13 protein-coding genes are annotated in these 13,250 nt (G+C 56.1%); 11 read left to right on the top strand and 2 right to left on the bottom strand.

The window, feature by feature from the left end; genetic code table 11:
- Positions 1 to 5 precede the first annotated feature (5 nt).
- Both prpF and prpD read left to right on the top strand, forming a co-directional pair.
- Positions 6 to 1,190, top strand: coding sequence for a 2-methylaconitate cis-trans isomerase PrpF (gene prpF / locus RHM65_RS19750; protein WP_322169925.1), 1,185 nt, complete (start codon positions 6 to 8; stop codon positions 1,188 to 1,190).
- A 100-nt stretch (positions 1,191 to 1,290) separates the two neighbouring features.
- Entirely contained in the window at positions 1,291 to 2,775 is a 1,485-nt protein-coding gene (gene prpD, locus RHM65_RS19745) for a 2-methylcitrate dehydratase (RefSeq protein WP_322169928.1), read from the top strand.
- A gap of 89 nt (positions 2,776 to 2,864) precedes the next feature.
- Here prpD and RHM65_RS19740 read toward each other — a convergent pair whose 3' ends face one another.
- Positions 2,865 to 3,683: a pyruvate, water dikinase regulatory protein gene (locus RHM65_RS19740; RefSeq protein ID WP_322169931.1), complete on the bottom strand. Its 819-nt coding sequence runs from the start codon at positions 3,681 to 3,683 to the stop codon at positions 2,865 to 2,867.
- Between the two features lie 172 nt (positions 3,684 to 3,855).
- Between RHM65_RS19740 and ppsA the strand changes: the two genes are divergently transcribed.
- From ppsA to RHM65_RS19695, 9 genes are all read left to right on the top strand, one after another.
- Positions 3,856 to 6,231, top strand: coding sequence for a phosphoenolpyruvate synthase (gene ppsA, locus RHM65_RS19735; RefSeq protein WP_322169935.1), 2,376 nt, complete (start codon positions 3,856 to 3,858; stop codon positions 6,229 to 6,231).
- A gap of 93 nt (positions 6,232 to 6,324) precedes the next feature.
- Complete coding sequence (locus RHM65_RS19730; protein WP_322169938.1) at positions 6,325 to 7,332, top strand: alpha/beta fold hydrolase; 1,008 nt, start codon at positions 6,325 to 6,327, stop codon at positions 7,330 to 7,332.
- Positions 7,333 to 7,412: 80 nt separating this feature from the next.
- Complete coding sequence (locus RHM65_RS19725) at positions 7,413 to 7,712, top strand: Rieske (2Fe-2S) protein (protein ID WP_322169942.1); 300 nt, start codon at positions 7,413 to 7,415, stop codon at positions 7,710 to 7,712.
- Positions 7,713 to 7,767: 55 nt separating this feature from the next.
- Entirely contained in the window at positions 7,768 to 8,256 is a 489-nt protein-coding gene (gene rraA, locus RHM65_RS19720; RefSeq protein WP_322169945.1) for a ribonuclease E activity regulator RraA, read from the top strand.
- A gap of 11 nt (positions 8,257 to 8,267) precedes the next feature.
- Positions 8,268 to 9,263: a zinc transporter ZntB gene (locus tag RHM65_RS19715; RefSeq protein ID WP_322169949.1), complete on the top strand. Its 996-nt coding sequence runs from the start codon at positions 8,268 to 8,270 to the stop codon at positions 9,261 to 9,263.
- Between the two features lie 88 nt (positions 9,264 to 9,351).
- Positions 9,352 to 9,600, top strand: a complete 249-nt coding sequence (locus RHM65_RS19710; protein ID WP_322169951.1) for a CrfX protein — start codon at positions 9,352 to 9,354, stop codon at positions 9,598 to 9,600.
- A gap of 2 nt (positions 9,601 to 9,602) precedes the next feature.
- Positions 9,603 to 10,427 (top strand): mechanosensitive ion channel family protein, encoded by an 825-nt coding sequence (locus RHM65_RS19705; RefSeq protein WP_322169955.1) that lies wholly within the window; start codon positions 9,603 to 9,605, stop codon positions 10,425 to 10,427.
- A 97-nt stretch (positions 10,428 to 10,524) separates the two neighbouring features.
- A complete protein-coding gene (gene sigX / locus RHM65_RS19700; RefSeq protein WP_322169958.1) occupies positions 10,525 to 11,115 on the top strand; it encodes an RNA polymerase sigma factor SigX in 591 nt (196 codons plus the stop codon).
- Positions 11,116 to 11,222: 107 nt separating this feature from the next.
- Complete coding sequence (locus tag RHM65_RS19695; protein ID WP_322169962.1) at positions 11,223 to 12,212, top strand: OmpA family protein; 990 nt, start codon at positions 11,223 to 11,225, stop codon at positions 12,210 to 12,212.
- A 293-nt stretch (positions 12,213 to 12,505) separates the two neighbouring features.
- On the opposite strand, the gene cobA is transcribed toward RHM65_RS19695, so the two are convergent.
- Positions 12,506 to 13,246, bottom strand: a complete 741-nt coding sequence (cobA, locus tag RHM65_RS19690) for a uroporphyrinogen-III C-methyltransferase (RefSeq protein WP_322169965.1) — start codon at positions 13,244 to 13,246, stop codon at positions 12,506 to 12,508.
- Between the last annotated feature and the right edge of the window lie 4 nt (positions 13,247 to 13,250).

The following is a 13,250-nucleotide window of genomic DNA, read 5'->3' as shown; positions in this document are numbered from 1 at the left end:
ACTTCATGGCTCACGCACCGCAAATCAAGATCGCCGCCACCTACATGCGTGGCGGCACCAGCAAGGGCGTGTTTTTCCGCCTGCAAGACCTGCCTGAAGCGGCGCAAACTCCAGGCGCGGCCCGGGATGCACTGCTGTTGCGGGTAATCGGCAGCCCCGATCCGTATGACAAACAAATCGACGGCATGGGCGCGGCGACGTCCAGTACCAGCAAGACGGTGATTTTGTCGAAAAGTATCAAGGCCGACCACGACGTTGATTACCTGTTTGGTCAGGTCTCCATCGACAAGCCGTTCGTGGACTGGAGCGGCAACTGCGGCAACCTGTCTGCGGCGGTGGGTCCGTTTGCCATTAGCAATGGCTTGGTGGACGCCAGCCGGATTCCGCAGAGCGGCGTGGCCATCGTGCGCATCTGGCAAGCCAACATCGGCAAGACGATCATTGCCCACGTGCCAGTGACCAACGGCGCGGTGCAGGAAACGGGTGACTTTGAGCTCGACGGCGTAACTTTTCCCGCCGCTGAGGTTCAGCTCGAATTTATCAACCCGGCGGCCGAGGAAGAAGGCGCGGGCGGTTCGATGTTTCCCACCGGCAACCTGATTGATGAGCTGGAAGTGCCCGGCGTTGGCACGTTGAAAGTAACGATGATCAATGCGGGCATTCCGACGATTTTCGTCAACGCCCAAGCCATTGGTTACACCGGCACTGAATTGCAGGGCGACATCAACGGCGACCCCAAGGCGCTGGCAATGTTCGAAACCATTCGGGCCCACGGCGCACTGCGTATGGGGTTGATCCAGCACCTCGACGAAGCCGCTAAACGCCAGCACACGCCCAAGGTCGCAATTGTCGCGGCGCCTGCCGATTACATCGCGTCCAGTGGCAAACCCGTGGCGGCCGGTGACGTCGATTTGTTGGTGCGAGCGATGTCCATGGGCAAGCTGCACCACGCAATGATGGGCACGGCGGCGGTGGCCATTGGCACAGCGGCGGCGATTTCCGGGACCTTGGTCAATCTCGCGGCGGGCGGCATCAAGCGCAGCGCGGTGCGTTTTGGGCACCCGTCCGGTACCTTGCGCGTCGGAGCCGAAGCCACACAGGAAAACGGCGAATGGAAAGTCACCAAAGCCATCATGAGCCGTAGCGCTCGGGTGTTGATGGAAGGGACGGTTCGAGTGCCACAGGTGTAAGGGGGCAAGCTTCAAGCGGTAAGAGGGCTCGGTGCTTTTGCTTGCCGTTTGTAGCTTGTAACTTAAACTTTGCTACTTCCAACGAAGCGGAGAATTTGCAATGAGCGCCAACGTTGACCTGAACAACCGCCCTGACTACGACAAGGTCCTGCAGGACATTGCCGATTACGTGCTGGATTACACGATCGATTCCATCGAAGCGCTGAACACCGCGCGCAATTGTTTGATGGACACTTTGGGGTGTGGTTTGTTGGCGCTGCGTTTTCCCGAGTGCACCAAACACCTGGGGCCGATCGTTGAGGGCACGGTTGTGCCGTTTGGCGCCCGGGTGCCAGGTACAAGCTTTCGCCTCGACCCGGTCAAGGCTGCGTGGGACATCGGCTGCATCGTGCGTTGGCTCGATTACAACGACACCTGGCTGGCAGCTGAGTGGGGCCATCCATCCGATAATCTCGGGGGAATTCTTGCTGTTGCTGATCACCTGTCGCAGAAGCGTGTCGCCAATGGCGACGCGCCGCTGACGATGCGTGCGGTGCTGGAGGCGATGATCATGGCCCATGAGATTCAGGGTGTGATTGCATTGGAGAACTCATTCAATCGGGTCGGCCTTGACCACGTATTGCTGGTGAAAGTGGCGTCCACGGCGGTGACCGCCAAATTGATGGGCGCTAATCGAGAACAACTGTTGGCCGCGCTGTCCCACGCGTTTGTCGACGGTCAGGCGTTGCGGACGTATCGACATGCGCCGAACGCGGGTTCCCGTAAATCCTGGGCGGCGGGCGACGCGTCGAGTCGAGGGGTCCGTCTGGCCGACATCGCAATGCGCGGCGAGATGGGCATTCCGGGCGTATTGAGCGCGCCGCAGTGGGGTTTTTACGACGTGCTGTTCAGTCACACCAACAAAGACTTGGCGCTCAAGGCCGAGGACAAACGGCAATTTAGCCTGTCCCAGGCCTACGGCAGCTATGTGATGGAGAATGTGCTGTTCAAAATCAGCTTCCCGGCGGAGTTTCACGCGCAAACCGCGTGTGAAGCGGCAGTGACCTTGCACCCGCAGGTAAAAAATCGTCTGCATGAGATCGACAAAATCGTCATCACCACCCATGAGTCGGCGATTCGAATTATTTCAAAACAGGGCAAGTTGGCCAATGCGGCGGACCGTGATCATTGCATTCAGTACATGACCGCTGTGCCCTTGGCGTTCGGTAATTTGGTTGCCGAGCAGTACGAAGATGATTTCCATGTGACCCATCCGATCATCGATGAGCTGCGCGAGAAGATGGTGATTGTCGAAGACCTGCGTTACACCCGTGAATACTTGGAGGCCGACAAGCGCTCCATCGCCAATGCGATTCAGGTGTTCTTCAAGGATGGATCGAGCACCGAGAAGGTGGTGGTGGAGTACCCGATTGGTCATCGCCGTCGCCGGGCGGACGGCATTCCGTTACTGGAGGACAAATTCAAATCCAACTTGGCGACTCGATTTGCCGCTCAGCGCAGCGCTGAAATTGTTGCGCTGTGTAAGGACCAGGCGAAGTTGGAGTCAACCCCGGTGAACACATTTGTAGATATGTGGGTCATTTAATCGGTAGGCGCTAACTTGTTGGCGAGGCGTCAGATCGGGCACGCCGCTTCAAGCCTCTCGCCAACAAGTTGGCACCTACAGACAGAACGTTATTTGAATCTGCGCTCCACGCCTTTTTCAACGAGGATTTTCGCTGAGATTTCTTCTACCGAAAAATGCGTGGAATTTATATGCGGGATATTCTCGCGACGGAACAAGCTTTCCACTTCCCTTACTTCGAACTCGCATTGCGCGTAGCTGGAATAACGGCTGTTGGGTTTGCGTTCGTGGCGAATGGCCGTGAGGCGGTCAGGGTCGATGGTCAGGCCGAACAATTTATTGCGATGCTGTTTGAGCGCGGCAGGCAATTGCAGGCGTTCCATGTCGTCTTCGGTCAGCGGATAATTGGCCGCACGAATGCCGAATTGCATGGCCATGTACAGACAGGTAGGGGTTTTACCGCAGCGTGAGACACCGACCAGGATCAGATCAGCCTTATCGTAATAATGCGTGCGAGCGCCGTCGTCGTTGTCGAGGGCGAAGTTTACGGCCTCGATACGCTCCATGTAGTTGGAGTTGTGACCGATGGAGTGGGATTTTCCCACTGAATAGGAGGAGTGTGAACTAAGCTCTATCTCCAGCGGAGAAAGGAACGTCGAGAAAATATCGATCATGAAGCCATTGGACGTCGCCAGTATTTCGCGAATTTCTTGGTTGACGATGGTGTCGAAAATGATCGGTCGAAGTTCATCTTTATCGGCGGCGGCGTTGATTTGTTGTACCATTGCGCGCGCCTTTTCGACGCTGTCGATGTAGGGGCGCGTGAACTTGCTGAACGTAATGTTTTCGAATTGCGCTAACAGGCTTTGACCGAGGGTCTCAGCGGTAATGCCTGTGCCGTCGGAGATGAAGAAGGCAGATCGTTTCATTTGCGCCGGGGCCTTAAGCTGATGACGATTGTTAGATATGATAGGCCCGCTGGCGGTCCTTGAGAGCCGGCATTTTCACTTATTTTGCAGGTCCAGGCCATACACGCTCGGAACCGCTCTTGTAGTTTCAGCGCCCTGAGCTTTTCCCAACACAGTTAGTGGAGAGATCACCTTGGTAGAGTACGTAGTTTCCCTCGATAAGCTCGGCGTCCATGATGTGGAGCACGTGGGGGGCAAGAACGCATCCCTCGGCGAGATGATAAGCAACCTCGCGGGCGCCGGTGTTTCGGTGCCCGGTGGCTTCGCCACTACGGCTCAAGCGTATCGTGATTTTCTTGAGTTAAGCGGCTTGAATGATCAGATCCATGCGGCCCTTGATGCGCTTGATGTCGATGACGTCAACGCATTGGCCAAGACCGGTGCGCAAATCCGCGCCTGGATCATGGACGCCGAGTTTCCCGAGAAACTCAACGCGGAAATCCGCACTGCTTTCGCTGAATTGTCGGCCGGCAATCCGAACCTCGCAGTCGCCGTGCGATCTTCAGCCACCGCCGAAGATTTGCCGGACGCCTCGTTTGCGGGCCAGCAAGAAACCTTCCTGAACATCCGCGGCGTTGAAAACGTCATCCGTGCGGCCAAGGAAGTGTTCGCGTCGTTGTTCAACGACCGTGCCATTTCTTATCGCGTGCACCAAGGCTTCGATCATAAGTTGGTCGCCTTGTCGGCAGGCGTGCAGCGCATGGTCCGTTCCGAAACCGGTACGGCCGGTGTGATGTTCACCCTGGACACCGAATCCGGTTTCCGTGACGTCGTGTTCATTACCGGTGCTTACGGCCTGGGCGAAACCGTTGTTCAGGGCGCGGTTAACCCGGACGAGTTCTACGTTCACAAAAACACCCTTGCAGCCGGTCGCCCGGCCATCTTGCGCCGTAACCTGGGCAGCAAGGCAATCATGATGATTTATGGCGACGAAGCCAAAGCCGGCAAGTCGGTCAAGGTTATCGATGTCGCGCCTGCCGATCGTGCGCGTTTTTGCTTGAGCGATGCGGAAGTCAGCGAGCTGGCCAAACAAGCGATGATCATCGAAAAGCACTACAAGTGCCCGATGGACATCGAGTGGGCCAAAGACGGTGACGACGGCAAGCTGTACATCGTTCAGGCCCGTCCCGAAACGGTGAAAAGCCGGACCTCGGCCAACGTCATGGAGCGCTATCTGCTCAAGGAAACCGGCACGGTGCTGGTGGAAGGTCGTGCCATTGGCCAGCGCATCGGCGCCGGTAAAGTGCGAATCATCAAAGATGTGTCCGAGATGGACAAGGTTCAGCCGGGTGACGTGCTCGTTTCCGACATGACCGACCCGGATTGGGAACCGGTCATGAAGCGCGCCAGCGCCATCGTGACCAACCGTGGCGGCCGTACGTGCCACGCGGCGATCATTGCGCGCGAGCTGGGCATTCCGGCAGTCGTTGGCTGCGGTAACGCGACTGAGCTGTTGAAAGACGGGCAGGGCGTTACTGTTTCTTGTGCAGAAGGCGACACCGGTTACATCTTCGAAGGTGAGCTGGGCTTTGACATCAAGAAAAACTCGGTTGATGCCATGCCTGACCTGCCGTTCAAAATCATGATGAACGTCGGCAACCCCGACCGTGCCTTCGATTTTGCCCAGCTGCCCAATGCCGGTGTCGGCCTGGCGCGTCTGGAGTTCATCATCAACCGCATGATCGGCGTCCATCCCAAGGCGCTGCTGAACTACGCCGGCTTGCCGCAGGACATCAAAGACAGCGTTGACAAGCGCATTGCTGGCTACGACGATCCGGTCGGTTTTTATGTAGAGAAACTCGTCGAGGGCATTAGCACCCTGGCCGCAGCGTTCACCCCGAAAAAAGTCATCGTGCGTTTGTCGGACTTCAAGTCCAACGAATACGCCAACTTGATCGGCGGCAAGCTGTACGAGCCGGAAGAAGAAAACCCGATGCTGGGTTTCCGTGGCGCATCGCGTTACATCAGCGAAAGCTTCCGCGACTGCTTCGAACTCGAATGCCGCGCCCTCAAGCGCGTGCGCAATGAGATGGGCCTGACCAACGTCGAAATCATGGTGCCGTTCGTGCGGACCTTGGGTGAAGCGAGCCAGGTCATCGACCTGTTGGCCGCCAATGGCCTGACACGGGGTGAAAACGGTCTGCGCATCATTATGATGTGCGAGCTGCCGTCCAACGCGATTCTGGCTGAAGAGTTCCTTGAATTCTTCGACGGTTTCTCGATTGGTTCCAACGACCTGACCCAACTGACGTTGGGCCTGGACCGTGACTCCGGGATCATTGCGCACCTGTTCGACGAGCGTAACCCTGCGGTTAAAAAGCTGCTGTCGAACGCGATTCAGGCGTGCAACAAAGCCGGCAAATACATCGGTATTTGCGGACAAGGGCCTTCCGATCACCCGGACCTGGCTCGTTGGCTTATGGACCAAGGCATTGAAAGCGTGTCGTTGAACCCGGATTCCGTCCTGGAAACCTGGTTCTTCCTGGCCGAAGCGCAAGCCCCGGTCTGATGTAAAACGCTAGAACGCCGACCCACTTCGGTGGGTCGGTCATTTTTCAGCAGGGCGGTTTCGTCGAAGCCGCCTTTTTTGTGCAAGAGCAATATGCAAAGCAGCAGTGACCTCTTTCCTGTGGCCTTGATCAGCGCCGAACGTCGTGGCGATCTGATCGAGGACGTTTACCGTTTAAAACCAGCCAATAGTCCGGACATCAGTGTCGAGCTGGCCGTGACCCGTCTCGGCCGAGCCGACAGCGCTGAGGTGCGCGGCGTGCCGGTCATTTTGTTACATGGCAGTTTTTCCAACAGACGTTTCTGGTATTCGCCCAAGGGCGTCGGTCTGGGGGCGTATTTGGCCCGAACGGGTTTCGACGTCTGGATACCCGAAATGCGCGGTCACGGTCTTTCGTCGCGCAATCAGCGCTACCGACACAATCGTGTGGCGGATTACGCACGCTACGACTTGCCAGCGATCGCGGCTTTTGTGTGCGAGCAAACCGGGCAGGTCCCGCACTGGATCGGCCATTCCCTGGGTGGCACCACGCTCGCCGCTGCGCTGGGTGGTCATTACCTCGAATCAGAACACGTGGCCTCGGTGGCGTTGTTCGGCAGTCAAATCAGTCGCGTTCATTGGCCGCTGAAAGTGCCGTTGGTGGAGTGGGGCGCTCGCTTTGTGCTGAAGCGGTTTGCGCATATTTCGGGTTCGCGCTTCAAGCGTGGACCTGAAGATGAGCCGATAGGCTTGGCGTTGGAAAGCATGCGCTGGTTCGGGTTGTTCAAGCGATTTGGCGATAAAGAGCGTAACTGGTGGTCGGGCTTGAGCGAGGTGCAGGTGCCGGTGCTGGCCGTTGCTGCCGCCGCAGACGAGCAAGATCCGCCGTGGGCCTGTCGCGTGCTGAGCGAACAATTCGGTTCGGTGCAACGACAGTTCGTCTGCCTCGGTCGGGCTCAAGGCTTTAGCGATGATTTTGGCCACGTTGAAATGCTGGTCAGCAAGAGCGCACAAACCCAGGTTTGGCCAATGGTCGTTAGCTGGTTACGCGACCAGACGGTCCTGTTAGCCAATCACGCAGCGCCACAATCGGAAGCCGTCGAGGTCAGCGTCAGCATTTGAGTCGTTTCATCGGCGCGGGGATGCGACTAAGCTATGGCGCATTAGGTTTTCTCAGTCATTTTTGAATCGCGGCCCCACTTATGTTCGTGCCACTTGAGCGCCTGATTAATCTGAATGACGGCTACCGGCAAACGTTTAAGGTTGCCGGGCGTGATCTGCTTTTATTAGTGGTCGGTAATCAGCCGTTGCTGCTTGAGGACAGCTGCCCGCATCAAGGCGCAGCCTTGCGCACCGGCACGCTGGTAGGGACGGTTCTGCGCTGCCAGCGTCATGGCATGGAGTTCCAGTTACCCAGCGGGAAAGCCTTGGGGGCCTTGTGCCCAGGCTTGAAAATGTATGCCCTAACTTACGACGGCGATCGGATCGGCGTCGATGTCTAATTCGTCATTCCATATCCTATGAAATGGTCGTTCTTTCACCGAAAGGAGTTCACCCATGCATTACATCACCCCTGATCTGTGCGATGCCTACCCGGAACTGGTGCACGTTGTAGAGCCGATGTTCAGCAACTTTGGCGGTCGCGATTCGTTTGGTGGCGAAATCGTCACCATCAAGTGCTTCGAGGACAACTCGCTGGTCAAGGACCAGGTTGAGCTCGACGGAAAGGGTAAAGTGTTGGTGGTCGACGGCGGCGGGTCGCTACGTCGGGCGTTGCTGGGTGACATGCTCGCCGAAAAAGCCGCAAAAAACGGCTGGGAAGGTTTGGTCATCTATGGCTGCATCCGCGACGTTGATGTGATTGCGCAAACCGATCTGGGTGTTCAGGCGTTGGCCAGCCACCCGATGAAAACCGACAAGCGGGGTATCGGTGATCTAAATGTAGCAGTGACCTTCGCGGGCGTGACCTTTCGCCCAGGTGAATACGTGTACGCGGACAACAATGGCGTGATTGTTTCGCCGTCTGCGCTAAAAATGCCGGAATAACAGGACAACGAATGTTCGATGAAACAAACGCGCAGTGGGGACTGGTACATGCCCTGGTGCTAGATGGTCAGGGCGGGGCGCGTTTCATTGCTCGAACCGAGTTGGAAGGTCTTCAATTGCAGCCACACGAAAGTGTGTGGCTGCATTGGGATCGCGGGCATCCCCAGACTCAAACCTGGTTGCGTACGGCCAGCGGCCTGAGTGAGTTCAGCTGCGACTTGTTGCTGGAAGAAAATACCCGGCCGCGTCTGGTGCCGTTACCCGACGCGGAATTGCTGCTGTTTTTGCGCGGGGTCAACCTCAATCCTGGCGCCGAGCCTGAAGACATGGTCTCCGTGCGGATCTTTGCGGCGCCGCAGCAGGTTATCTCGCTACGACTGCGTCAGTTGCGGGCCACCGATGAATTAATCGAGTGTCTCACTGCCGGTATTGGCCCAAAAACCGCCTCTGAATTGATTCTCTACCTCGCTCAATACCTCACCGACAAGGTTCAGGCGCTCGTCGGCGAGCTGTCGGAATTGGTCGATGTGGAGGAAGAAAAGATAGATGCTGACGAACGGTATGCCGCTGATCACGGCGACATGCTGCACATCCGTCGTCGCGCCGCTGGATTGCGCCGGTTTCTGGCGCCGCAGCGTGAAGTTTACGCGCAGCTGACCCGTAATAAAGTGCCGTGGTTTGTCGAAGAAGATGCCAATTACTGGAATGAGCTGAATAATAGCTTGACCCGCTACCTGGAAGAGCTTGAATTGACCCGCGAACGTGTGGGGTTGGTCCTGGAAACCGAGGACCGACGTCTCAGTGAGCGCATGAACCGCGTCATGTACCGATTCGGCATCATCACCGGAATTTTTCTGCCCATGAGCTTTCTGACAGGGTTGCTGGGGGTGAATGTCGGTGGAATTCCAGGCTCGACCAATCCATACGGGTTTCTCATCGCCTGTTCGATCATGGGTGCGGTGGGGATTGGGCAGTATTGGCTGTTCCGGCGCTTACGGTGGGTGTAAATGTTCGATTTTTTTCGCTACCGAATGACTCATTTGTGACTCGAACAAATGTGGTTGCGTCTTTCAGTGACATTGCGTGAGGTTACCTATGCACGATCCGTTCGAAAAATCACTGCGCGACATGCTCAACGCCTCTTCCTCTACCAGGGATGACGATGCGTGCCTGGGCCGCGTGTTGAAAACCGCTAACCGTCAGGTCGGCGCGGGTGATTTGTTCAAACTGCTCGGTCGCTGGTCGCAAGCGATGATGATTGGCCTTAACAATGGCTCACCGCATGTGTCTCCGGTCTCACGTCGTACCCTTTCTTCTGCTCGCCCTGCTGATAAGGCTGATTGAACATGGAACTCAACCTCTGGACGCAGAGCCTGGTCACCGCAATGACGGTGTTGTGGACCAAAGTCGCTAATTTCATTCCTAACCTGTTTGGCGCCCTGATTTTGGTGCTGCTCGGGTTCGTGGTTGCAAAACTGCTCGACACATTGCTGTCGAAATTGCTCGCCAAGCTGGGCCTTGATCGCCTTATGGGCGGTACTGGCTTGACCAAGGTTATTGCCAGGGCCGGTATCCAAGTGCCGATTTCGACCTTGGTTGGCAAAATAATTTATTGGTTCGTGCTGCTTATATTTCTGGTGTCCGCCGCCGAATCGCTGGGTCTTGAGCAAGTGTCGAGCACATTGACCATGCTGACCCAGTATCTGCCAAAGGTATTTGGTGCTGCGCTGGTCTTGCTGGTTGGTGTGCTTCTGGCGCAGTTGGCCAATGGGCTGGTCCGCGGTGCTGCCGAGGGCGTTGGAATCGATTACGCCGCCGGCCTGGGGCGAATCGCCCAAGGGCTGGTCATTATTATCAGTATTTCGGTCGCAATCAGTCAGTTGGAGGTCAAAACAGACCTGCTCAACCATGTGATTGTGATCGGTTTGATTACCGTTGGTCTGGCAATTGCGCTGGCCATGGGCTTGGGCAGTCGAGAAATTGCCGGGCAAATACTGGCGGGAATATATGTGCGTGAGTTGTATCAGGTGGGGCAACAAGTGCGGGTGGGCGAGGTCGAAGGGCAGATTGAAGAAATTGGCACGGTGAAAACCACGTTGCTGACCGATGAGGGGGAGTTGGTATCTTTGTCCAACCGAATCCTACTCGAACAGCAAGTGTTTAGCCGCTAACCCGGCGAATCCTGCTAATGTATGCCGCCACAAATTGCTGGAAGTACGGCAGTGGCGGACATTGACCTGATTGACCTGACTGTCGGCATGAGTTTTTTTGAATAAGCCCCAATCGCTGTCCATGCGCTACGACCCCCGCGAACTCTCCGATGAGGAGTTGGTGGCGCGGGCGCACGTCGAGCTTTTTCATGTGACTCGCGCATACGAAGAGTTGATGCGTCGCTATCAAAGAACACTTTTTAACGTATGTGCACGTTATTTAGGGAACGATCGCGATGCTGATGATGTCTGTCAGGAAGTGATGCTTAAAGTGTTGTACGGATTGAAGAATTTCGAAGGAAAATCGAAGTTCAAAACCTGGCTCTACAGCATCACTTACAATGAATGTATTACGCAGTACAGGAAGGAACGGCGGAAGCGTCGCTTAATGGACGCGTTGAGTCTGGATCCTCTTGAGGAGGCGACGGAAGAGAAGTCGCCCAAACCTGAAGAGCAGGGCGGACTTGATCGCTGGCTTGTGTATGTAAATCCAATTGATCGAGAAATTCTGGTGCTACGGTTTGTCGCAGAACTAGAATTTCAAGAGATTGCGGACATCATGCACATGGGCCTGAGTGCCACAAAAATGCGCTACAAACGCGCGCTTGATAAATTACGTGAGAAATTTGCAGGCATTACCGAAACTTAACTCGGGGCAAATATCTCTAACGTGCAGGCAAGGTCTGATAGACTTGTCGTCGAGTTGTCCTTCAGTACGAGGGGCCGCTTAACAATCACCAGATGGGGATTTAACGGATGAAACTGAAAAACACCTTGGGCATTGCCATTGGTTCTGTTGTTGCCGTAGCTTCGTTCGGCGTTCTGGCGCAAGGCCAAGGCGCGGTCGAAGGTGAGGCCTTCTACCAGAAGAACTACAACGACAGCGTCAATCACGTAGAAGACGGCCGCACCGCAGGTGCTTCCATCGGCTACTTCTTGACCGACGACGTTGAAGTTATCCTGGGCTATGGCAAAACCAATTACACGCGTTCCAACGACGGTACTGGTAGCCAGAAAATTCATGGCGACACTAGCTCCCTGGCTGGTATGTACCACTTCGGTACCGTTGGTGATGCTATCCGTCCATACGTTTCCGGCGGCTTTGCTCACCAGAGCATGACTGGCGTTGAAGCTGACGGTTACAAGGGTCGTGACTCGTCCACCTTCGCAACCATCGGTGCAGGTGCCAAGTGGTACATCACTGACAACCTGTATGCACGTGCTGGTGTAGACGCTGACTACAAACTGGACAACGGCAAGTGGGACTACGCTCCTACCGTTGGCTTGGGCGTGAACTTCGGTGGCGGCTCCAAGCCAGCACCGGCTCCAGCACCGGCTCCAGAGCCAGTTGCTGAAGCGCCTGTAGAAGCTCCAGTGGAAGCTGCTCCACAAGTCGTACGTGTTCAGTTGGACGTCAAATTTGACTTCAACAAATCGGTCGTTAAGCCTAACAGCTACGCCGACATCAAGAACCTTGCTGACTTCATGAAGCAGTACCCACAAACCAGCACCACTGTTGAAGGTCACACTGACTCCGTCGGTCCTGACGCTTACAACCAAAAACTGTCTGAGCGCCGTGCAAACGCCGTCAAACAAGTTCTGGTTAGCCAGTACGGTGTTGGCGCTGGTCGTGTGAGCTCGGTTGGTTACGGCGAAAGCCGTCCAGTAGCAGACAACAAAACCGAAGCTGGCCGCGCGATCAACCGTCGCGTAGAAGCTGAAGTTGAAGCAAAAGCTGCTCAGTAATCTGTAGCTAAAGCCTCATAGAAAAGCCCGGCTCAGGCCGGGCTTTTCTTTGCGTGCGATTTGATAAATACAAAGGTACTGCGGACTTATCGCAGCCTTCGGCAGCTCCTACAGAATCTGTGCATCGCCATCATCTGTGGGACCGAACTTATTCGGGAAGCGGGTAAAGGGTCTCCAACCAAATTGCAATTTGTGGGCGATATAACAAACACCGCAGCGCTTCAAGCACGCCGTGCTGCTCGCCTCGCCATCAGGTTGGCTATAGAATCGTCTTGCAAGACGTTATGGACGCATCAACCAAACTGAGCCTGTTCGACCACTGCCGCCGCACTCGCCGCGACTTCGCCAATCACTAATATCGCCGGACTTTTGAGTTCGAAGGCGAGGGCGTCGGTTTGCATCTCGGCCAGGGTGCTGCGGCATTCGCGTTGATGGGGCAGAGAGGCGTTTTCGATCATTGCCACCGGAGTGTTCGCCGACAAACCACCCGCCAGTAGGTTGTCGCGAATTTCCGAGAGCTTGGCGACGCCCATGTACACCACCAGCGTGGTCCCGCTTTGCGCCAATGCTTGCCAGTTCAGGCTGCTGCCATCTTGAGTGTGGGCCGTGACCAGTGTCACGCCCCGGCTGACCCCTCTCAGCGTGAGGGAAATACCGCACTGAGTCGCCCCGGCCAGTCCGGCCGTTATACCGTTGACCAGTTCGACTTTAATGCCGTGCGCCCGCAGCCAATCGGCTTCTTCGCCACCACGCCCGAAAATACACGGATCACCACCTTTCAGTCGGACCACGCATTTACCTTGGCGGGCGTAACGCAGCATCAGCCGGTGGATGAACGCTTGCGGTGTCGAACGACAGCCGCCGCGTTTACCGACCGCAATGATTCGGGCCGACGCGCAGTGCTCAAGGACCGCCACGTTGACCAGATCGTCGATCAGCACCACATCGGCTTCACGCAGTGCGCGCACGGCTTTTAGTGTCAACAACTCCGGGTCGCCGGGACCTGCACCCACCAGCCAGACTTTTGCGCTCATACCG

Origin of the sequence: Pseudomonas sp. CCI4.2, from assembly GCF_034350045.1 — a bacterium.
GTDB lineage: Bacteria > Pseudomonadota > Gammaproteobacteria > Pseudomonadales > Pseudomonadaceae > Aquipseudomonas.
This window is presented reverse-complemented; position numbering and strand designations above follow the sequence as displayed.